The following is a 21607-nucleotide window of genomic DNA, read 5'->3' as shown; positions in this document are numbered from 1 at the left end:
GAAAAGAATTGGTAACGGTGCCGCCGGATGCAGGATTGCCGCGGGCAGTGCCGGGACAGGCAGCAGGAAAAAAAACAGTCAAAAAAATACAGGCAAGATGTGCAGGAGCAGTATCAAAAGGGGAAACAAGCGTCCGCACCGATGGCGGCGGCCGGAACAAGCCTTGTAGTGATGGCTTTTGTTAAGGCTAAAATGGTTTCCGGGATGCTGTCAAACAAAATAATCGTGGAGTGGGGATTGCAGAGACACGGATGTGTCGCCGGAGGAGGGAAGGCTGGCAAAGGAGCTGTCCATCGCCCTGGAAGGCACCGAGGGTTGCGCAAAAACCGCACGGATCTTTGCGCAACCACTATGGCTTACGCTTATCCCGCAAGCCGGGTTTCGTTACTTCCTGACATGTCTTCGGAAATCTCGTTGCGTCCCAGAATCGTGGAGATGCCCTCCAGCACCGCCTCCGGTTTGGGCGTCACAGGATGATCGGCCAGAATATTGCGGGTTTTCTGGTTACAGCGCTGCTGCATATCCTTTGACCCGTTGGCCTCCCAATGCTCGAAACGGCTGCGGTCGCCCAGCTCGGGGTGGAACAGGGCCGTTTTGAAATGCTTGAAGGTGTGGCTGTCGCTGATGAAGATGGCGCCGCTTTCTCCATTGCGGGCCACACGGTCGATCACGTCCAGGGCCAGGGTGTCGTCGTCGATGCGCAGTCCGTCGACAAAGTAGCGGCTCATGCCCACCAGTTCGTCGGCCAGGGTAAGCATCTCCAACGAAGAGGTATTGCCGGATTCGATGTAGCCCACATCGTGAATGAAGTTGCAGCGGGAGAGCATGGCCGTCACGATGGAAAGCATTCCCTCGGCACCGGCCTGGGCATCCACCGTTTTGGCGTCCGTCGCCCCGGCAAAGGCCCAGATGGGCAGATGGTAAATCATGTCGCGCATGTCGGCCAGGGCCGCCTGGGTGAGGCTCCACTCGGTGCAGCCGTAGGAAATCACTGTATGGCGCATGTCCAGCACACTGACATTGGGCGCAAATAGGAACGGCGCCCCTTCGTTGGTCAGTTGGTGAATGACCAGGCCCACCATGTTTTCGGCGATCCCCAGCGCCATGGCGCCTGCCAGGGTCGTCGGCCCGCCGCCCCCGGCATTGCAGCCGGAAGGCAGGCAGATGGGAATTTGTTTGCGGGCGCAGAAAACCAGTTTTTCCATGACGTTGGTGGGAAACCGCAGGGGGCTGATGGCCTCCGAGTAGTTGAGAATGAACGGCCGCCGGGCCAGCGCATCCTCGCCGCCGGCCACCAGGCAGGCAATTTCGTGAATCTTGGCGATGTCCTTGCCGCTATCGGCGATAAAGCAGATCGGCTTGTTGCTGTTTTTCACCATTTCGGCAAAGACATGCACATAGATCTCCTCGATGGGCGCGTCGGTGGGATTGCCCATGGACATGGAAAAATCCATGTTGTCGAGTCCGTCCACCAGGTGGGCGAAATTGGCCGTATCCTGCAGCACGGTGCGGCGCCGCTCCCCGGACTCCAGATCGATGGTGAAGATCGTATCCGACCCGGTGCCGTAATAAAAATTACCATCGACCAGGGGCATGGTCCGCTGCCCCAACTGGTCGTAAAGCGTAATCTGGCGCGGGGCCGTCTTGAGCGCTTTTTCGACCAGGCGTGCCGGCATCAGCAGCCGGTCCTCGCTGTCATCCTGACAGCCGGCATCCAGCAGCATCCGGCGCACCTCGGGGTGTTCCATGGAAAATCCGGTGCGTTCGAGAATTTCCAGCGCGGCATGGTGGATGGCCCATGCCTGCTTTTCGTTGAGTACTCGCATACGCGGTCGAAAGGTATCAATCTCCGGTTGTTTCATACCAGCCTCCTGGATTTTATCTGGATGAAGGTTGAAGCGCCCGTCATCGGGCTAATAGCGATAATGCTCCGGTTTGAACGGTCCCGTTGGTGGGACGTTGATATAGGCCGCCTGCTTTTCGTTGAGACGGGTGAGGATTCCGCCGAGCTTTTCCACGTGCAGGCGGGCCACCTCTTCGTCCAGTTCCTTAGACAATCGCCGGACGCCCACGGCCCGGGGATGCTGCCACAGGTCCATCTGGGCCAGTACCTGGTTGGTGAAAGACGTGGACATGACAAAGCTGGGATGGCCCGTGGCGCAGCCCAGGTTGACCAGCCTTCCTTCGGCCAGCATGTAAATGGCATGGCCGTCCGGGAACTGGTATTTGTCTACCTGGGGTTTGATGGCATATCGCTGTACGCCGGGTATGGCATTAAGGCGGTCCACCTGGATCTCGTTGTCAAAATGGCCTATGTTGCAAACGATGGCCTGATCCTTCATACCGGCCATGTGTTCGGCGGTGATTACATCGCAATTGCCGGTGGCCGTTACGAAGATATCGCCTTCGGCCAGGGCCTGTTCCAGCGTTACCACGGGAAAACCGGCCATGTAGGCCTGCAGGGCGCAAATGGGATCGACCTCGGTAACCAGCACCCGGGCCCGATGGGCGGCGAAGGCCTCGGCGCACCCCTTGCCGACATCCCCGTAACCGCACACCACGGCGGTTTTACCAGCCACCATGACGTCGGTGGCCCGCTTGATGCCGTCCACCAAAGACTCGCGGCAGCCGTAGATGTTGTCAAATTTGCTTTTGGTCACCGAATCGTTGACATTGACGGCCGGGAAGAGCAATTCTCCCTTTTCGTCCATCTGGTGCAGCCGGTGTACGCCGGTCGTGGTTTCTTCGGAAACTCCCTTGCAGTCGAACACCAGCCGATGCCAGAAATGATCGTCTTCCGCCAGACATTTTTTCAAGGTGGCGTTGATGATCCGAAGCTCTTTGTTCTCGGTGGGGGCGTCCAGGATCGACGGATCGTTTTCCGCCTGATAGCCGCAATGAGCCATCAACGTGGCATCGCCGCCATCGTCCACGATCAAATGGGGACCCCGGTCGCCGGGCCAGGTCAGGGCCCGGAGGGTGCAGTCCCAGTATTCTTCCAGTGTTTCTCCCTTCCAGGCGAATACCGGGATGCCCGCTGCCGCCATGGCCGCGGCGGCATGATCCTGGGTCGAGAAAATGTTGCACGAAGCCCAGCGGACCTCGGCGCCCAAGGCGCGGAGCGTCTCCATGAGCACGGCGGTTTGAATGGTCATATGCAGGCTGCCGCTGATACGGGATCCTTCAAGGGGTTTTTCGGCACCGTATTTTTCGCGGATGGCCATCAGCCCCGGCATCTCATTTTCGGCAATTTCGATCTCCCGGCGTCCGAAATCGGCCAGGTCGATGTCTTTCACCCGGAAATCCAATTCCTCGGGTGTCTCTTTTGGTTGAGCTTTCGCTAATGACATGAACAGGTATCCTTCTTGGTCTTCAATTCTATGTTGGACAGTCTCGTAAAAAGTCGTTTTTTTGGGCAGCACCGTGAAAAGTTCGAGATTAAGGCTTGCGAGTCCCGAGGAACGGAGGCGTACATAGAAGTACTCCGTAGTGACGAGGGACGAAGCGTAACGCAGATATCGGGCTTTTCACGACGCTGCCATTATTACGCCGCCTTTATCTTCTTGAAAGCCCGTCCGAGCACTTCGGCCTTGTCGGTTTGCTCCCAGGGGAAGCGTTCTCGTCCGAAATGCCCGTAGGATGCGGTTTCCTCATAGCTCCATCCCTGCGGCTCAAGCAGCTGAAGCTGGTCGATGATGGCCGCGGGCCGGAAATCGAACAGGTCTCCGTCTTCCAGCAATCCCTGAATGGCCTGCTCATCCACCTGGCCGGTGCCGTAGGTGTCGACATTGATCGACAGGGGTTTGGCCACGCCGATGGCATAGGCCACCTGGATTTCGCACTTGTCCGCCAGGCCGGCAGCCACGATGTTCTTGGCGGCATAGCGGGCGAAATAGGCCGCCGAGCGATCCACCTTGGAGGGGTCTTTGCCGGAAAAGGCGCCGCCGCCATGACTGCCGACGCCCCCGTAAGTATCCACGATGATTTTGCGTCCGGTCAGACCGGCATCGGCATACGGCCCCCCGAGAATAAAACTTCCCGTTGGATTCACATAAAATTGATGGTCCTGTAAAAACTCACGCAGCCAAATTGTGATATCTATCGGCAGTCTGAGATAGATTGAAAAAAATCGGTTCAAAATCGGCAATCAATCGTAACATTCGCTCTTTGACAGCATGGAAGAAGAGATCGGCAAGGCCAATAGAGACACCATCGGCCTCCCGGGTTTTTCTTCTGGCCTTGCGGACAGCTCCCGCGCGAAGAATATTCAATCCGGTGGCCTTCATTCGGGCATAAAACCGTACAGCCGGCATGCCCCGAACCCTAAGTTTTTTCACTCCGGTTCGTCGATCAAACTCGCTCATGGCTGCCTCTACACCGGCCCGCCAGCGATAGTCGTCGATGAATGCCTCGCTTGCTTCCAAAGCCCGCCGTTTTGCCAATCGGTAGCGCTTTTCACTGTAACGCAGATATGCCTTTTTCTTGCCGGGCCTCACCGGGCATTGGGATAGCAGGGGGCAGGCCAGGCAGCGCTGAAGGTCAAAACCGGCACTGTAGTTGGATCGTTTCGTTCTCGGTGATGTTTGATCCGGACTACGGCCGGCTGGGCACCGCGTGACCAGACCGTTCTCATCGAAGCTGAACTGGCTCATGAAATCTTGTTTGGAGCGACCCTTTTGCGTCGGTGCAACCAGTTCAATGTTCGCTACCTGGGCGATCCGGTCGTTAGCATCGCTACCGTAGAGCGTGTCAGCCAACAATTTGTCGGGAGCAATACCCCGAACCTTGGTGTCGGCGATGGCCGGGGCCAGTGCATGAGAATCGTGCTCGCAGGCCGTTTGCACATCGACGTGGGTAATCAGGTTCAGCTGCTGTTGTTTCTCCTTTTCATCTTCACAGCGGCTGAAGGTCTCCATCACCTGAACCTGGTAGCCCTGGCCTTTATGGCCACTGTAAGTTGCATCCGGGTCCGAGGGATTTTGCAGCGAATCAGATGGAATCTCGGCAGGCTTTTTGACCGTTACCTGCCTATCGCCGGTATCGCTGCTCAGATTGCACTGCTCGGCCAGCACCCGTTGCATCAGCTTGTAACTGTGCATGGAGCAAACCCTGGGCCGATCCTTGAACTGCTCAATGAGATCGAACAGGTCGGCGCTGACGGTTTTCAGGGTTTTCTCGGATTGTGACGGTTTTACCATGGCAAAGGCGGCCAGGGCTCTCTTGCCCCAATAACACGACACGATTTTCTCGTCGATGGTATCAAAAAGCTTCCGATGCTGGCGTTTGAGGTTGACCAGAAACTTGAAGATGGTCCGGCTGAAAATACCGATGCGCCCGAGTTTGCGCATGTTGGATTGGATATGGACCGAGTCGATACGCTGGTCCTTGATATCGACCCCGAATACCACGGCCAATTTATCGGCGACGGCATCGAACATGATTTCGTCAAGCTGATTGTCGATCATCACCTGGCGCATGGTGTACAGGGTCTTCTCACTGATATATTTGGCATCGTCGCTCTCTTCCGGGATGTTGAGGGCATAATGCCACTGGATGTTGAAGGCCAACTGTTCGATGGCGGCCCTGTCGGTCAGATCCATGGTTTGCTGGAGCAGCAGCAGCCCCAGCACCGTATGAATTTCCTTGCTGGGCCTCCCGACTCCATCGGTAAAATGTGGCAGCATCCGATCGACGGGAAGTACTTCCAGCAGGTGTTCCCGGAAAAGCCCCGGCCAGTCTTCGTCGAGCATTCTTCGCCTTTTGGGGCTTAAATGGCTCCACGGATCGAACAGTTGTTGCTGTTTGTGGTTTTTGATGCGGATCATGCCTTCTCCCGGTTAACGTGCTGTAAATATATGTTATTCATACCATGCAGGATCGGAGAAGACAACGCCTAATTTTCTATTTTAACAATATTTTCAAACGGATAGACCTGTGTGAGTTTTTACGCGTTCATCAAAATTCGGTTTCGTCGTCCAGAAGCCCGGAAGGGTCCAGTTCCTTGCGGATGACATCGGTGGCATCCCGGCGAATCCGTTCCAAAGAAACATGACCGGTCTGATGGGAAACCACCACCGATGTGATGCGGCGGGGTTGGCCCTTGTCGTACAGAACAGATACCTGGGCCTTGGCATCCGGCTGCAGGTAATCGATGACGTTCTTTCTTCGCAGTCGCTCGAATCGCTTCAGTAGCCGATGACTGTATGCGATTGGCACCGGCATCATCTCTGGGGTCTCGTTGGTCGCGTATCCGAACATCATGCCCTGGTCGCCGGCCCCCTGCTCATCGTACAAGCCCTCGCCGGCCGTGACCCCTTGGGAAATGTCCGGCGACTGGCCGTGAATTCGGGACATATAGTCGAAGGAATCGTGGCAAAAGCGCAGCTCTGCGCAATCGTATCCGATATTTTTGACCGTGTTGCGTGCGATTTTCTCCGTGTCGATCGTCTCGAAGTCCCGGCAGGTGACCTCACCGACATTGGCCACCAAGTTAAATCCGGCCATGGTTTCGCAGGCCACCCGGCTGTGGGGATCTTTTTCGAGGCAGGCGTCCAGGATGGCGTCCGATACCTGGTCGCACAGTTTATCCGGATGTCCCTTGCCAACGGATTCCGACGTGAATACATGCGATATCTTGATTTTACTCATAAATTGTCATCTCCTTTCAGCTAACGGAATATCAGAAGTCAGTTTCTTTGCGGCCTACGACGGCGTAGTAGTGAAGCGGCTCTCCGGCCATGGAGAGGCGATGACAATAGCGGTGCTTTTTGATCACCTTGAGACTGTTGCCGATCATTTTCTGCAGGGTCTCGTTGTAGCCGGTTTCGTCTTCCTCGCTGAAAAACCGGTCCTTGATGTTGAAGACCACCCAACTGCTGTCTTCGATGAGGTTGAACGCGTTGACAAATGCCTTGGTGGGAATATCACCGAATCCCAGGGCGGCTACGGTCACCAGGGCATTAAAATTATAGCGATCCAGCTCCTTTTTTGTCGGTTCGTCGATATCGCTGAGATCCATCACGTAATAATCGTCGTAAACATCGGGCCGGTCGCGTTCGAGCGCTTTTTTGGCTTCGTCGATGATGTCGACGCCGACAATCGTTTCGGTCTCGACCGCATCCTGAAGGCATTCTCCGACGATGCCGTTGCCGGCGCCAAAATCGAGCACCCTGAGGGGAACGTCGTTCTCATCGTTCCTTTGCATGGATTCTTTCAATAACCCGGTAATCACATTGGGAGAATCGCACTGAAGCTTGTTGTAGACCACCTCTTCGTATAAACCAGGCACATCGTATACGCGTCCATACTCATGCAGCCGAAAACGCTCACGCCCCTTTGCGGTGACCAGGTGGAAATACTCCTCATTTTGCTCCAGCGTACACTCCTCGCCCGGATAAGCTACCTGCAGGTCGCAGTTGTTCATCGTTACCTCCTGAAGTTGTTCGTGTTGATAATTGTTTGGTTGTTTTTCGATGGGCAGGATCGAAACATAGATACATAATCAATAAGTGTGCCACGGCCTTTAAACACAAAATAACTACTTATTATAATATTATATTCCGTTTTTCTCGGGCCACAGTCCCGCGCTTTGCGATGGGTTTATGGTCAAACAGTGTAAAAATTCTACACAACAACCGCCCCTTAATTACAGGTTCGTAAATAAATTGCCCGATAGTAAGGCAACACCAACAATTAAATGTCCGTCAGCGAATTGTTTTATTTGTTTAAGTTTTTGAATGATAAGGGATTTATTTGAATCTATGCTCGATTTCAGGCTGGCCCACCACTTTCCGCTTGACAGTGTAATTTTTATACATTATCCACCCAAAGTGGAACCCGGGGCCATTGGGGCAAGCCTTGATCCGGGCATTGAAACGGGCGCAAGGCTTGCATAAGAAAAGCGCAAAAAAACATGAACGCCGTCACACCCCAAAAAAAGCGCATCAATGTTCTGGTCATCGAGCACGGGGTCGAACTGATCCGTCAGCTTAAACGGATCTGCAGCGAGAAAAAATTCGCCATCATGGCTGCCCAGACCATCGGACATGGCTTCGAGAAGTTCGAAGACCATGAAATCGATATCCTGATCCTGACCGGCTCGGTGGCGCGTTTCGGACATATTCGCGGCATGGCCCTGCTGGATATCATCTCGGAGAAAAGCGCCGCGACCCAAATTCTGTTCCTGGCATCCTCCAAAGACATGTCCCTGGTTTTCTCGGCGCTCAAACGCGGATCCTATCAGTATGCCAAGCTGCCCATAGGAGACAGCGAGCTAGGCATGCTCATCGAGGCCGCATTGCTGCATCAGCCCCAGTACATGCCGAATCTGCTTTTAAAGTCCGAAACGCGTAAAACCACCTTCGAAAAAATGGTGGGCGGTTCGCCCAAGATGCGCGAAATCTACCGCCAGATCCGCCAGGCGGCCAGCACGAACATGCCCGTATTGCTCACCGGAGAAACGGGAACCGGAAAAGATCTGGTGGCCAGGGCCATCCACCAGCAAAGCGCCAGAAACAAAAAGCTGTTTTCCCCCATCCATCTGGGCGCGCTGCCGCCGGAGCTGGTGGCAGGAGAGTTGTTCGGTTATGAGAAAGGGGCCTTTACCGGAGCGACCCGCAGCCATCGGGGACTGTTCGAAAAGGCGGAGGGCGGGACCATTTTTCTGGACGAGATCGGCACCATCGACGAGAAAATTCAAATCAGCCTGCTGCGGCTGCTGGAGACGCGCAAGCTGGAACGTATCGGGGGGACGCGGACCATTACCGCCAACGCGCGGATTGTGGCGGCCACCAACGAGAATCTATCGGAGGCCGTGGAGCAGGGAAGGTTCAGAGAGGATCTTTTCTTCCGGTTGGATATTTTCCGGATCATACTGCCGCCGGTACGCGAACGTGGCGGAGATATCCTTCTGCTCGTCAATTATTTCCTCAAGCAGTTTAGCGACGATTACCAGCGTGACATCGTGGGCATCTCGCCCGAGTGCATTTCCGCCTTGGAGTCCTACGACTGGCCGGGAAACGTAAGAGAGATAAAGAATGTTATCCACCGCGCCGTACTGAACTCGACGGGTGGCGTCCTGCTTCCCGGCCATCTGCCCGAACGTCTTCAAAAAGCCCGCAAACAGCCGCCGGAAATCAAGCTGCCCCTGGGATGCACCATCCAAGAAGCGGAGCAGGTTGTCATCAAGCGCACGCTGAACTGGACGCAAAACAATCGGCGGCGCACCGCCTCCATACTGGGAATCAGCCGGCGAACCCTTTACAATAAGCTTGAGCGCTACAACCTCTTGTAGCCCGATTTATCAACAAGCGTTCATCATGGCCGTTGCCGTATCCAACATGCGGTTGGCAAAGCCCCACTCATTGTCGCACCAGACCAGCAGTTTTGTCAGTCCATTGCTGCAAACACGGGTCTGGGTGCCGTCGACAATACACGAATGGGGATCGTGGTTGAAGTCGATGGACGCCACGGGAATATCGCAGTAGTCCATGATGCCGGGGAACCGGCTGGCGGCTGCCTTTTTGAGCGCGGCATTGATATTGTCCGCCGGAGCCGGTTTCTCCAGGCACAAATTTAGATCCATGGCCGTCACATTCAATGTCGGCACCCGCAACGCCGTGGTCTGGAAACGGTTGGCAAACCGGGGCAAAATCCGTTCGATGCCCCTGTTCAGACGGGTATCCACCGGGACAATGGAGACGCCGGCCGCCCGGCACAGGCGCAGGTCCGAACAACTGCAATCGATTACCGGCTGGTCGTTCATGGCCGCATGAATCGAAGTGATGTTGCCGCATGCGATGCCAAAGGCCTGGTCCAGCACCTCGATCACCGGAATGACGCAGTTGGAGGTGCAGGAGGCATTGGATACGATGGTTTCCCGGCCGGTCAGTTCATGGTGGTTGAGGCCGTATACAACGGTTGCGTCCACTTTATCGTCGGCCGGATTGGAAATCAGGACCTTGCCGGCACCGGAATCCAGGTGGCCTTGGGCATCATTTCTGCTTTTGATCCGGCCGGTGCACTCCAGCACCACATCAACCTCCAATTCCGCCCAGACCCGCGGCGACAACCTTTCCTGTTGCAGCAGCCGAATGCATTCTTCGCCGATCCACAGACTATCGTCTTCTTCTCGCACCGGCATCAGAAAACGACCGTGGGTGGAGTCAAAGCGGGTCAGGTGCTCGATGGTTTCCGGCGCGGCCAGGTCGTTGATGGCAACGACCGCAACGGGCCAGCGGCGGTATTCGTACAGGGCTCGCAGAATGCCCCGGCCGATGCGGCCGAAACCGTTGATTGCACAGCGGATAACAGGGGATTTGGGAACGGCGGCCATTGGATTCTCGCTTTTTGCGTTTGAGATGCAAAAAAAAAGGGTCAATCAATAAAAAATGGCGGGGGCTTCCCCCCCGCCATTTTGGTTGTCGATCATCGATTCGCCGGGATCAGCTATGGACTTCCTCCTTGACACCGACGGCCATCTTGTAAAGCACGGTGAGCACCAGGGCGCCGATGGCATAAACCCCGAGAGTGATGCCGATTTCGGGCATGGTCGGGGCGTATTCGTTGACCTCATGCATGGGATTGGGGACAAAGCCGCCGGAGATCATGCCCAGGCCTTTGTCGATCCAGGTACCCATGATGATCACGGCACAGGCGATGGCCAGAGAAGTCTCGTTCTTGCGGGTGGACGGTGTTACGGTCATCACAATGCCCACCACCATGAGGATCATGGAGGCCCACATCCAGGGCACAAGGGCGCCATGGCCGTGCAGGCCGGCGAACAGGTACTTGAGATGCGTGGTATGGCCGGGAATGTTGCTGTAGAAGGCGACAAACACCTCACACAGGAAAAAGAAAACATTCAGACAGATGGCATATGCCACGGTTTTCGCCAGCGCCTGGATCTGCTCCTTGCCCGGATCGAAATTGGTGAAACGCCGGATAAACAGACACAGCAGAATCAGCAGCGCGGGTCCGGCGGCAAAGGCCGAAGCGAGAAATCGCGGTGCCAGGATGGCGGTCAGCCAGAAGTGACGTCCGGGAAGACCGCAGTACAGATAGGCGGTGACCGTATGAATACTTACGGCCCAGGGAATCGAAATGTAGATCAGGGGTTTGAGCCAGCCTTGGTAGTGAACGCCGTTGCGCTCGGCCTCCAGCACGTTCCATCCGATCACCAGATTGAGGAACAAATAGCCGTTGAGCACGATGGCATCATAGAACAATACACTGTTGGGCGTCGGGTAAAGCAGAACGTTGAACGCCCGCATGGGTTGCCCGAGGTCGACCAGGATGAACAGCAGGCACATGACGATGGCGGCAATGGCAAGAAATTCGCCCAAAATGGTGATCTTGCCGTAGGCCTTGTAGTCATGCAGATAATAGGGCAGCACCACCATCACGCCACCGGCGGCCACGCCGACGAGGTAGGTAAAATTGGCGATGTAGAATCCCCAGGAGACGTCGCGGCTCATGCCGGTGATCCCGAGACCGAACTTGAGCTGCATCAGGTAGAGCCCGAAGCCGGCCCCGATGATACCCAAAAGGACGACCAACCATCCCCAGTACCATTTATTTCCTTTTACGGCTAATTCAAGCATGCTCACCTCACACGATGTAGTAGACGGACGGCTCTGTTCCCAGGGTCTGTTTCCGCCTGATGGTGTAGTTTTCCTTCAACAGTTCCCGAACCTCCGAATGCTCGTCGTACAGATCGCCGAAAGCGATGGCGCCGTTGGAGGCCTCCACGCAGGCGGGCATCTTGCCGACAGCCAGACGCTCCGCGCAGAAATTGCATTTTTCCACCACGCCCTTCATACGGGTGGGGAATTCCTTGTTTTCCTCTTCGATGAAGGGACGCGGATCCCTGAAATTGAAGCTGCGGGCACCGAAGGGGCAGGCGGCCATGCAGAACCGGCAACCGATGCAGCGGTGAAAATCCATCATGACGATGCCGTTTTCGTTCTTGAACGTGGCCTTGGTGGGACAGGCCCTTACGCAGGGAGGATTTTCGCAGTGATTGCACAAGAGCAAAAACGGACGCTGCTCGACTTCCTCGTTGAGAAAACTGTTTAGTTTGTCGGTAAACGCGTTGTGGTAATGGGCTTCCCAAATCCACTTGATCTCGTGGTTCTTGTTCTCGATCCCCGTGGGGACGTTGTGGATCTTGTTGCAGGCTTCGATAATGGGCTCCAGATCTTCGACGGTCTGCAGCTTGCGGGTGTCGATGACCATCGCCCACTGCTTGGCGGTCATGGCGTCCTCACCCTTGGCTATATGGTAGCCGGGCCCATGGGCGCTTTCGGAAGCGAAGGCATCGAGAACGGGTTTTGCCCCAAGGCCCAGCGCGGAAACGCCAGCAATCTGAAGGAAGCGTCTTCTGCTGTTTTTCATACCTTATTCTCCTTTTGGATTATCGATGTGGCAATCCCAGCAATAGGGCCTTACGGACGCGTAGTTATGGCACCGGTCACAAAACTTCTCCTTGTTGGAGTGGCAGTCCAGACAGGTGTTGGAGAGGCTCATGTCATAGAGTTTGCCGTCGGCGTTGACGAATGCGCGCTCTCCGCCCCGCACCACGTTATGCCGCCAGACATCCAAAAGCTGCATGTGGTTGGCGGTCATGAATTCGGTGGGCATGACACAGGTTTTGGCGGCTTTTGCCTTGGCCGTCAACTCCAGTTCCGGAGCGGGCGCCGCTTTTCCCAGGTTGAACCAGAAGGGCAAAGTGACGACCACGATGAAAATGGCCAGTCCCGCGAATATCTTGTTTTTATCCTTCATGGGCTACTCCTCCATTCCCGGCAACGGTTCGCCGCGCAGGTCGGTTTCTCTTTCCTTCTCACCGGGCAGAATCAGGGCGTTGGCCACCAGTTCATGCAGCCCGGTGACATCCACTTCGGGCACCCAGTATTCCATGGACGCGGGCAGGGCTGCGCGGTCGATGGCGCAGACACAGGCCAACATGTTCACCCCGTAAGCCTCGTGAACGTGCTTGACCGCGTTGGCCCGTGGGAAGCCACCGGCCATTCTCAGTTCCATGTTCTCGCCGGCGTTGAGTCCGGCGCCGCTGCCGCAGCAGAAGGTCTGTTCCCGGATGGTATTGGGCGGCATTTCGTAGAAATTGTTGGCCACGTTCTGGATCACGTACCGGGGTTCGTCCAGCAATCCCATGCCCCGGGCGGGGTTGCAGGAATCGTGAAAGGTGATGATTTTGTTGTCGTTGCGGGATGGATCCAGTTCCAGCTTGCCGTGCTTGATCAGATCGGCGGTGAACTCGGCGATGTGGACCATCTTGGTCGAGGCGGCGTTTTCGAATTTGGTGCCCGTGATGGGGTTGACCGGCTCTTCCAGAAAGTCCGCCGGGCCGTTCATGGTATCCATGTACTGGTGGATGACCCGCCACATGTGGCCGCATTCCCCGCCCAGAATCCACTTGACGCCCAAGCGCTTGGCCTCGGCGTACATTTTGGCATTGAGCCGCTTCATGGTTTCGTGGGAGGTAAAGAAGCCGAAGTTGCCGCCCTCGGAAGCGTAAGTGCTCCATGTAATCTTCAGCCCGTATTTCACTTTGAGGTAGTGGAACAGGATCATGTAGCCCATGCAGGTGTAAGTACCCGGATCGGCGAACACGTCACCCGACGGCGTGATGAACAGGATGTCGGCATCCTTGGCCATGTAGGCGGGTTCGACCAGGACACCGGTGACCTCTTCGATGTCTTCGACGAAGAAATCCAGCATGTCCTTGAAGGCGTGCGGCTGGATGCCCAAGTGGTTGCCGGTCATAAAACAATTCGATACCGGCGTGGCAATCCAGTCAATATTAAGGCCCAGCAGATTGAGCAATTCGCGGCCCATGATGGTGATTTCAGCCGTGTCGATGCCGTAGGGGCAGAAAACCGAGCAGCGGCGGCATTCGGTGCATTGAAACATGTAGTACCACCACTCTTTGAGCACATCCAGGCTCATGGGGCGGGCGCCGGCCAGTTTGCCCAGAATCTTGCCGGCGGTGGTGAAATCGTTGCGGTAAACGCTGCGCAGCAGCTCGGCCCGCAGCACCGGCATGTTCTTGGGGTCGCCGGTGCCGATGAAAAAGTGGCACTTATCGGCACAGGCGCCGCAGCGCACACAGATGTCCATGAAGATCTTGAAGGACCGGAACTTCTCCAGCCGCTCTTTGAAGCCTTCGTGGATGATCTGCTGCCAGTTGTCCGGCAGTTTCCAGTCTTCGTCCAAAGGGTTCCAGGCCCGTGCATTGGGAAGGCTCAGGGTTTCCACGCTTTTCGGATTGGAAGCGTAGCAGTACATTCCCTTGCGGATATCCAGGGGCGTGTCCATCCAACCGGCGCCGGACGGACGATGATCTATCTTCGACAATAGCTCATCGGGTTTGATCAACTCATCTGCCATTATCTGCTCCTTTTGTCTTACGCCTGTTCTTCTGGCATTTTATCGACCGGCAGGCCGGCTTCGACCATTTTCTCTCTGAAATCGTCTTCGTACTCTTCGTAGGTGTGAACCTTGACCGGATAGTTCCACGGGTTCACGTGCCGGACCTGTCGGGAGTTGGCCGTCATGTTTCGGGTCGGGCTCAAAAAGACGCCGCCAAGGTGCATCAGCTTGCTGAACGGGAAATAGGCCAGAAGTATGCTGACCAGAAACATGTGGGCAAAGAACAGGCCGCTGACCCCATCGGGGATGGTGGGCCTAAAGGTTGCCAGCCCCATGGTCAGTTCTTTGATGGCAACGATATCCACTTTGGTGAAATAGCGCATGAAAATTCCGGAAAGAGCAATGCCCATGATCAGAAACAGGGGGAAAAAGTCATTGGCCAGGGAGATGTAGCGCACCTGGGGAATGAATATCCGGCGCAGGAAAAGGTAGAACGTGGCGGCCAGCAGGACCAGTCCGGACAGAAAAACACCGGGAAGCCCCGCCTGGACAACGTCGTAGAGCACTTCGATGCGCATGAACGCGTCCACCTGTTCGGTCAGGGTGACGAAAAAGGGAACCGGTTCGGTGAAAAAGCGCAGGTGCCGAACGACCACGGCAAAGAAGGCGTAGTGAAACGCCAAGGCCCCGATCCAGAGAAAAAGCTCCAGCTGGTGCGTCATCTTGGTGCCGCCCATCAGTTTCATGCGCGTGTTGCGAAACAGGGACCGGAAGCAGACGATCTCCAGGAACATCCGCACGATGACGCCGAAGGTGGTCGAGGGGTTGTCGATCTTGGCCTGCTTGAACCAGGGCAGAGAGGGTTGTTGACCGCAGGTGGTGGTGATCCTGAACGGCACCGCCGATCGGGACCAGCCGATCACGCGGCGCGCAAAGCCGACAATGAAGAGGGCCACCGCCAGATAGGGCACAACGATGCCGAAAATGATCTGCAATCCGGCCCCCTGCTGCGTGCCCACATAGGCGATCAGGAACAGCACGATAACCGCTATGAGGCTAACCATATAATTTTTGTTCATCGAACAGCACCTCACTCCTTGGCGTCAGACAGGTGGCGAATGCGCCCCAACCGCTTTGCCGCACGCTTTCCGATGCCCGGAATCGCATCGCAAGACGTCGCAAAAAAGCAAGGCTTACGGCCAATTCACGCTGCTGCCGGATGCCTGAATCAAAAGATTATAAGGGAAAAATCAGAAACCGGGCCCGTCTGCCTCGGTTTCGGCAATCAAGCCTGCACGCTTCAACGAACCGAAGAACTGATTCCTGGATTCCGTTGCTTTGAGTTCGTATATTTTTTCACGGCACCCCATGAAAAGATCGAAGGCCGCCATGGCCATTTCATCGATCTGACGGTCGAGCGGGACCATGTCGCCGGACTCGCCGGACAGACAGTCTCGAATAATCTGTTTCAGGGAAAATACGAATGCCGTGGCTTTGGAAGGGGTGAAGGCCTGGACCGCCCGAATTCGGATGACGGGGTCCAATGCTTCCATCATTGCCTCGCGCCCGGAACCGGCGATCAAGGCATCCACCAGCGCCTCGAGGCTCCGGTAGGTGGTCTGCCCCACCGGATTGGCGAAGGGATCCTGCTGATTCTTTAAAAACCTTGCCGTATCGGCAGGATAGGAATCGACGGTTGTCTGAAACCAGTGTTTGAGGATTTCCTTCTTCTTGCCCGCCAGTGCTTGTGCTGAACTCATCTAAAGTACCACCCCAAAGGTCCCCGGAAACGCACCCGGGGGCCGCTATATTACCCACAATTTTTCGGTTCGGATTGCTTTGGTGGAAACACAGTTCAACGGCCCAAAAACAGGCCGAATTCAAAGTCGAACCTATAGTCAAAAACCCCTTTTCTGTCAAGGGCAAATAAGGCGCCGCAAACCGGCATCGATCTGGATCAACGGTAGATTTTCTTCCACGGCGAACGCTGGTTTTCCCGGGCGTCGCTCAAGGCCAGGTACAAGGTGCCCACTACCAGCTCTGCGCAGTGAAAATGATCTTCGGGCAGGGTTTCGAGCAGGTCTTTGATGGTCTCCGGCGTAATCTCCCAGGCCGATTCAACCGGTTTGCCTTCCACGAGGGAAGCCACGGCGTTGCAGCAGGCATTGGTGTGGAGGCAACCGTCCATTTCATAAGCCAGGCGACCGATGGTATCGTTTTCCACCATCAGGAAAAGTTCCACCGTATCCCCGCAGTCGCCTGTCTTTTTCGCATATCCGTCCGCCTTTTCCAGCCTTTCGCGGCGGTCGTTGCGAAAGGCCATTTCCAGAAAGGTCAACGAATGGTCCTGCCAGAAATCGGTCGTTTCCTTATCGGTCGATTTTTTAGGCGCATCCATGTTGGGTCGCTCCCATATTGCGGTAATTAAAACAACTCGGCAAATCCGGAACGGATCATAAAAACAGCCGCCTTCTTTGTCAATACAGGGAAAAGGCAGGTCAAAGGGGCTGTTTGTGGAAGCCTGATTGCGATGGCAGCCGTTTCTATGGTAGCCTGACAGAATCCTAACCATTACGAGTGTTTTACACAAAGACGATTTTTCGAAAACGGAGGATGACCGGTTATGAACATCGCCGCCCTTGTCGCCAATGTGATCCAACTGCTCATCATCCTAGCTGTCTTTTTTATCCGGGGCCTGGATCTGGGTCCTTTGGTCATCTTCCTGCTCTTTCTGCTCATGCCCATCCCCTTCATCAATTTTCTGGCCCTTTTCTTCTCCAAACGGCCGATACTGGCGTCGCGTGCCGAGGATGTCGACGGCAGCAACGGTCTGGTCAAACGGGAAGCCGTGCGGGTCCTTTATGAAGAAGACCGCTGTCCCGTCCTGACCGTCGGGGACACGGCCTATACTGTGCGCGATCTATCCGAAGGCGGCGTGCGCATCCGTGCCGGCGCGGAAATGCCTTTCAAGAAAAAATTCAATGGAGACATTCGGCTGCTCAGCGGCGATCACATCCGCTTCAAGGCCACGGTTGCCCGGCGAGAGGAGGGCGAAGTGGTGTTTAAATTTACCGAACCCGTCGGCACGGCCATTCTCATGGAAGAAAAGAAAGCCCTGGCCGCCGCCGACGCCTGACCGCTTCTACGGAACCGATCGCCATCGAGCAAACGCTGTCGGTGGCATGAAGTCGGAGGTTGGAAGTCAGCGGACGGAATCTATAAATCGTGAAAAACTGCGAAATTGCATAAATCCACAATAAAAAACGGCCGGGAGACCATCACCCGGCCGTTTTGTTTCTTGATCAAACGATTGCGGCGGCACGCCGCTCCTTCAATTCCTTAATCCCTAAATTCCTCAATCCACGAATTCTTCAATCCGTCTTCTGATGTCAGCCCTCCGACTTCTGTCATCCAACCTCCGCCCGTTTCCGGATCAGCTCAAAATCCGCATCCACATCCCGCTGGATCTCCCGAAAATCCTCCGCGCTAAGATGCTTGAAGCGGCGCTGGACCTTCAGGTATTCCTCCACCGGCAGGTCGCCGGTCTCGTTCAGGGTGGTTGATATGCCCCCTTCCACTTCGTACAGCGGAAAGACATTGGTGCGGGTGGCCAGGCGGGCGACCTTCACGCTCTGGTCGGAAGCGATGCCCCAACCGGTGGGGCAGGTGGCGTAAATGTGAAGAAAGCGAGTTCCCCCTTTGGCAGCTTTGGCTTTTTCGACTTTGCGCAGCAGGTCCCGGGGGTAGGCGATATTGGCGGTGGCCGCGTATGGGATGCGGTGAGCCGCCATGATTTCCATGATGTCCTTCTTGCGGGTCTTTTTCCAGCCGGCCCCCGGGGTGGTGGTGGTGCGGGTGCCGAAGGGCGTGGACGAGCTGCGCTGGACCCCGGTGTTCATGTAAGCTTCGTTGTCGTAGCAGATGAAAATGATGTCGTCCCCACGCTCGGCGGTGCCGGAAAGAGACTGCAGGCCGATGTCGAAGGTACCGCCGTCGCCGGCCCAGGCCACCACGGTGGTCTCGCTGTCACCCTTCACGTCCAGGCCGGCGCGCACGCCGGCGGCGGTTACCGCGGCCGTTTCGAAGGCTGTGTGCAGCACCGGCACTTTCAGGGAATTCTGGGGATGCGGACCGGCGATGATGGCCCAGCAGCAGGCCGGAATCACCAGGACCGTCTTCTCTCCCAGGGCCTTGAGCACCAGGTTCATGGCGATTCCGCCACCGCAGCCCGGGCAGCTCATGTTGCCCGGATGCATGTATACTTCGTCGGGAATATTCAGATTCCGCATGATTCCAAAAGCTCCTCGTTAAGGCCCATCCAGATGCTCTTCTCGGCCGGGGCGGCATGGGTTTTGGTGGTCGAGTACAACTCTTCGATCAGGTTCGGCGGGATGTCCCGCCCGCCCAGCCCGGCGATGAAGTTGAACATTACCGGCGCGGGTTCCAGGCCGCACAGGGCCGCCCGGATCTCCTGGGCAAATATCCCGCCCACCCCGAAGCAGAAGTTGCGGTCCAGCACGGCCACCTTGCGAGCACCGGCCAGGGCCCTGCGAATGGCCTCCACCGGGAAGGGGCGGAAGCGCTTGAGTTTCAACAATCCCACCTTCTCTCCCTGGCCGCGTAGTTTTTCGACCACCATCCGGCTGGTGCTGGTGGCCGAACCGGTGGTGACCAGAATGATCTCGGCATCATCGCAGCCGACCGTTTCGATGCTGCCGTAGCGCCGACCGAAGACCGCCTCGAACTCCTCTTCCACCTCGCCAAAAACGTCCGCGGCCTGGTCCATGGCCAGATCGATGCTGCGACGCATTTCCATGTAGCAGGCCGGCGGGGCCATCTGATAAAGGGCTGCCGGTTCCTTGGGATCAAGGGCGAACCGGGGTTTGATGGGGGGCAAAAAGCGGTCCACATCATCCTGGTCGGGCACCTCGATGGGCTCGAAGGTATGGGAGACGAAAAAGGCGTCGATGACCACCATCACCGGCAGGTTGACCTGCTCGGCCAGCCGGTAGGCCATCAGGGTGGTGTCCAGGGCTTCCTGGCCGTCTTCGCAGTAAAGCTGAATCCAGCCTGTGTCCCGCTGGGCCAGGCTGTCGGTCTGGTCCATCCAGATGTTCCATCCCGGCCCCAAAGCGCGGTTGACTTCGCCCATGACGATGGGCAGGCGGGCCGCCGAGGCCCAGTGCAGCATTTCGTGCATCAGGGCCAGTCCATGGGAGGACGTGGCCGTAAAGGTACGCACACCGGTGGTGGCGGCGCCGACCACCGCCGCCATGGAGGAGTGCTCGCTTTCCACGGGAATAAAGCGGCCGGTCATGGTGCCATCGGCGAAATGCTCGGAAATGGCCTCGATGATGTGGGTCTGCGGGGTGATGGGGTAGCCCGCCGTCACCTGCACCCGGGCCAGCCGCACCGCTTCGGATATAGCATGGCTGCCTTCCAGAACCTGTCTCATGCCCGTTCCTCCTCTATAACCATGGCGCAGCGCGGGCATTCCGCCACACAAACGCCGCACCCCTTGCAGTAATCCAGATCGATGCGGCGCTTGCCGTCCTTGACTTCGATGGACACTTCGGAACAGAAAATCCGGCAGTTGTCGCAGTCGTTGCACAGGCCGCACTGGTAGCATCGATCAGCTTCTTCGGCGGCCTGATCTGACGATAGCGTGGATTCGATTTCGGCAAAGGTCTCCCGGGCGTCGTCAACGGAGAGTTGAATAGGCGTCCCCCGTGAGGAGGTTTGGAAGTAGTCGGTGTTGATCTCCTCGGCCGCCACCACATGGCGATCACGAAGCCGCCTTTCGCCGCCCAGAAACATCTCCATGGACAGGGCCGGACCGTCCCCCACCCTGCTGCGATCCATGGCTGCCGGAACGGCGTCCCGACCGCCTTCGAACCAGGCCTGCAGGGCGATGGCGGCCTGTTTTCCCGATGCGATGGCATCGGTGACGCTCTTTGTCGGCATAACCGGATCGCCGCCGTAGACCAGCGGCGTGGACCCGACGTCCAGGGTGCAATGGCTCAGGATGAGCCGATCGGATGCGCCGTCGGACCCGGGCCGGTGCCAGGTCTCGGCCACATCGGCGCCGATTCCCGCATAAATGGCCGTAAATGTCATGGATGTATTCTTGTCGCCGTCCGGCACCACGCGGGTGCGGCCGTCTTCACCGGTATCGGCGGTTTTCATCCGCCCCAATTGAACAGTGACGCCGTCCAGGTTGTCTTCGATGGCCAGGGGCGAAACCAGTTCCACGATGCGGACGCCCTCGGCTGCGGCTGCGGCGATTTCGTGTTCGAAGGCCGGCATGTCCTGGCGCTGACGGCGGTAGAGGATCGTCGGACGGGCGCCCAGGCGAACCAGCGAGCGGGCGACGTCTACGGCCGTATTGCCGCCGCCGACTACGGCCACCTCGCCGCCGATATCGGGACGCTCGCCGTTTTGAAGGGCTTCCAGCAGGGATAGGCCGTCGGCCATCCGGCCGCTGCCGGGGATATCCAGGTCCAGGGACCGGCCCAGGCCGAATCCCATGAATACCGCGTCGTTTTCCGATTGCAGTCGGGCCAGAACGTCGGCATCCACCGGCTGGCTGCAGTGAATCTTGACCCCCAGGTCAACGATCCTGTCGATCTCGCGCTGCAGGACGTTTTTTGGCAGCCGGTAGGCCGGAATTCCCCAGTAAAGGACGCCACCGGGTTGGCTCTTGGATTCGAAGATCTCGCAGGCAAAACCCAGGCGGGTCAAAAAGTAGGCCGCGGACAGCCCGGCCGGGCCGCTTCCGCAGATGGCCACCCGGCGACCGTTGGACGGCAAAACCGTTCGATCCTCCAGGCAGCCTCGTTCCAGGGCCGCATCGCCGATGAACCGGTCCAGGCGGTTGATGTTCACCGGCTGGTCCAGGCGGCCACGGTTGCAGGCCGACTCGCAGGTGTGAAAGCAGACCCGGCCGCACACCGACGGGAACGGGTTTTCTTCCACGTAGGTTTGCCATGCCTGATCGATTCGTCCTTCGGCAACGCCCCGCTCGATTTTGGGGATGTCCACGCCGGCCGGGCAGGCTGCGCTGCACGGTGCGGTTTGGTCCTGATATCGTGGCCGGGCAAAACGCCAGGACCCGGTCTTGTTGATCCGGGAGGTCGTGCTCGACCGGGAAATGAAAAGGGAAATCGGTTTGTTCATCAGACTGCTTTCCGCTACCACAGGCAGGTTTCACCGAAAA

Annotated in this window: 18 protein-coding genes and 1 pseudogene; 2 read left to right on the top strand and 17 right to left on the bottom strand. The window is 56.9% G+C overall.

All coding sequences use genetic code 11. From position 1 onward, the window contains the following. Positions 1–362: 362 nt before the first annotated feature. The 6 genes and pseudogenes from GN111_RS30670 to GN111_RS30645 all read right to left on the bottom strand — a co-directional run bounded on the left by GN111_RS30670 (position 363) and on the right by GN111_RS30645 (position 7423). Positions 363–1862 (bottom strand): trimethylamine methyltransferase family protein, encoded by a 1500-nt coding sequence (locus tag GN111_RS30670; protein ID WP_155307401.1) that lies wholly within the window; start codon positions 1860–1862, stop codon positions 363–365. A 51-nt stretch (positions 1863–1913) separates the two neighbouring features. Continuing rightward, positions 1914–3350, bottom strand: coding sequence for an adenosylhomocysteinase (ahcY, locus tag GN111_RS30665; RefSeq protein WP_155307400.1), 1437 nt, complete (start codon positions 3348–3350; stop codon positions 1914–1916). Positions 3351–3544: 194 nt separating this feature from the next. Continuing rightward, positions 3545–4066: pseudogene (locus tag GN111_RS30660) on the bottom strand (methionine adenosyltransferase domain-containing protein); the annotation flags it as partial. A 10-nt stretch (positions 4067–4076) separates the two neighbouring features. Continuing rightward, positions 4077–5825 (bottom strand): transposase, encoded by a 1749-nt coding sequence (locus tag GN111_RS30655; protein ID WP_155302773.1) that lies wholly within the window; start codon positions 5823–5825, stop codon positions 4077–4079. Positions 5826–5955: 130 nt separating this feature from the next. Continuing rightward, positions 5956–6648: an S-adenosylmethionine synthetase N-terminal domain-containing protein gene (locus GN111_RS30650; RefSeq protein WP_155307398.1), complete on the bottom strand. Its 693-nt coding sequence runs from the start codon at positions 6646–6648 to the stop codon at positions 5956–5958. Between the two features lie 31 nt (positions 6649–6679). Next, a complete protein-coding gene (locus GN111_RS30645) occupies positions 6680–7423 on the bottom strand; it encodes a class I SAM-dependent methyltransferase (RefSeq protein ID WP_155307397.1) in 744 nt (247 codons plus the stop codon). A 489-nt stretch (positions 7424–7912) separates the two neighbouring features. Here GN111_RS30645 and GN111_RS30640 point away from each other — a divergent pair, with 489 nt between their 5' ends. Then, positions 7913–9292 carry a sigma-54 interaction domain-containing protein gene (locus GN111_RS30640; RefSeq protein ID WP_155307396.1) on the top strand — a complete coding sequence of 460 codons (1380 nt, stop codon included), beginning with the start codon at positions 7913–7915 and terminating at the stop codon, positions 9290–9292. Between the two features lie 9 nt (positions 9293–9301). Here GN111_RS30640 and GN111_RS30635 read toward each other — a convergent pair whose 3' ends face one another. From GN111_RS30635 to GN111_RS30600, 8 genes are all read right to left on the bottom strand, one after another. Then, positions 9302–10333 (bottom strand): glyceraldehyde 3-phosphate dehydrogenase NAD-binding domain-containing protein, encoded by a 1032-nt coding sequence (locus GN111_RS30635; protein ID WP_155307395.1) that lies wholly within the window; start codon positions 10331–10333, stop codon positions 9302–9304. Positions 10334–10442: 109 nt separating this feature from the next. Beyond that, the gene (dsrP, locus tag GN111_RS30630; protein ID WP_155307394.1) at positions 10443–11600 is read right to left on the bottom strand and encodes a sulfate reduction electron transfer complex DsrMKJOP subunit DsrP; all 1158 of its coding nucleotides are present in this window, start codon (positions 11598–11600) and stop codon (positions 10443–10445) included. Positions 11601–11607: 7 nt separating this feature from the next. Further along, the gene (dsrO, locus tag GN111_RS30625) at positions 11608–12393 is read right to left on the bottom strand and encodes a sulfate reduction electron transfer complex DsrMKJOP subunit DsrO (RefSeq protein WP_155307393.1); all 786 of its coding nucleotides are present in this window, start codon (positions 12391–12393) and stop codon (positions 11608–11610) included. Positions 12394–12396: 3 nt separating this feature from the next. Then, the gene (gene dsrJ, locus GN111_RS30620) at positions 12397–12783 is read right to left on the bottom strand and encodes a sulfate reduction electron transfer complex DsrMKJOP subunit DsrJ (protein ID WP_155307392.1); all 387 of its coding nucleotides are present in this window, start codon (positions 12781–12783) and stop codon (positions 12397–12399) included. A 3-nt stretch (positions 12784–12786) separates the two neighbouring features. After that, positions 12787–14409 carry a sulfate reduction electron transfer complex DsrMKJOP subunit DsrK gene (gene dsrK, locus GN111_RS30615; RefSeq protein ID WP_155307391.1) on the bottom strand — a complete coding sequence of 541 codons (1623 nt, stop codon included), beginning with the start codon at positions 14407–14409 and terminating at the stop codon, positions 12787–12789. Between the two features lie 17 nt (positions 14410–14426). After that, entirely contained in the window at positions 14427–15470 is a 1044-nt protein-coding gene (dsrM, locus tag GN111_RS30610; RefSeq protein ID WP_155307390.1) for a sulfate reduction electron transfer complex DsrMKJOP subunit DsrM, read from the bottom strand. A gap of 171 nt (positions 15471–15641) precedes the next feature. Beyond that, positions 15642–16151, bottom strand: a complete 510-nt coding sequence (locus GN111_RS30605) for an RsbRD N-terminal domain-containing protein (RefSeq protein WP_155307389.1) — start codon at positions 16149–16151, stop codon at positions 15642–15644. A gap of 197 nt (positions 16152–16348) precedes the next feature. Further along, positions 16349–16789, bottom strand: coding sequence for an iron-sulfur cluster assembly scaffold protein (locus GN111_RS30600; RefSeq protein WP_155307388.1), 441 nt, complete (start codon positions 16787–16789; stop codon positions 16349–16351). 225 nt (positions 16790–17014) lie between these two features. Here GN111_RS30600 and GN111_RS30595 point away from each other — a divergent pair, with 225 nt between their 5' ends. Next, positions 17015–17527 carry a PilZ domain-containing protein gene (locus GN111_RS30595; RefSeq protein WP_155307387.1) on the top strand — a complete coding sequence of 171 codons (513 nt, stop codon included), beginning with the start codon at positions 17015–17017 and terminating at the stop codon, positions 17525–17527. Positions 17528–17798: 271 nt separating this feature from the next. Here the strand turns inward: GN111_RS30595 and GN111_RS30590 are convergent, their stop codons facing one another. From GN111_RS30590 to GN111_RS30580, 3 genes are read right to left on the bottom strand one after another with little or no spacing between them, the layout of a single operon-like run. Continuing rightward, positions 17799–18680 carry a thiamine pyrophosphate-dependent enzyme gene (locus GN111_RS30590; RefSeq protein ID WP_155307386.1) on the bottom strand — a complete coding sequence of 294 codons (882 nt, stop codon included), beginning with the start codon at positions 18678–18680 and terminating at the stop codon, positions 17799–17801. Beyond that, positions 18668–19846, bottom strand: a complete 1179-nt coding sequence (gene porA, locus GN111_RS30585) for a pyruvate ferredoxin oxidoreductase (RefSeq protein ID WP_155307385.1) — start codon at positions 19844–19846, stop codon at positions 18668–18670. Before porA ends, GN111_RS30590 begins: the two co-directional genes overlap by 13 nt. Further along, positions 19843–21567 carry an FAD-dependent oxidoreductase gene (locus tag GN111_RS30580; RefSeq protein ID WP_155307384.1) on the bottom strand — a complete coding sequence of 575 codons (1725 nt, stop codon included), beginning with the start codon at positions 21565–21567 and terminating at the stop codon, positions 19843–19845. Before GN111_RS30580 ends, porA begins: the two co-directional genes overlap by 4 nt. Positions 21568–21607: the final 40 nt, after the last annotated feature.

Source organism: Desulfosarcina widdelii (genome assembly GCF_009688965.1).
In the GTDB taxonomy this organism is placed as follows: Bacteria; Desulfobacterota; Desulfobacteria; order Desulfobacterales; family Desulfosarcinaceae; genus Desulfosarcina; species Desulfosarcina widdelii.
Note: the sequence above shows the minus strand (reverse complement) of the source record. Positions and strands in the feature narration are given on the sequence as shown.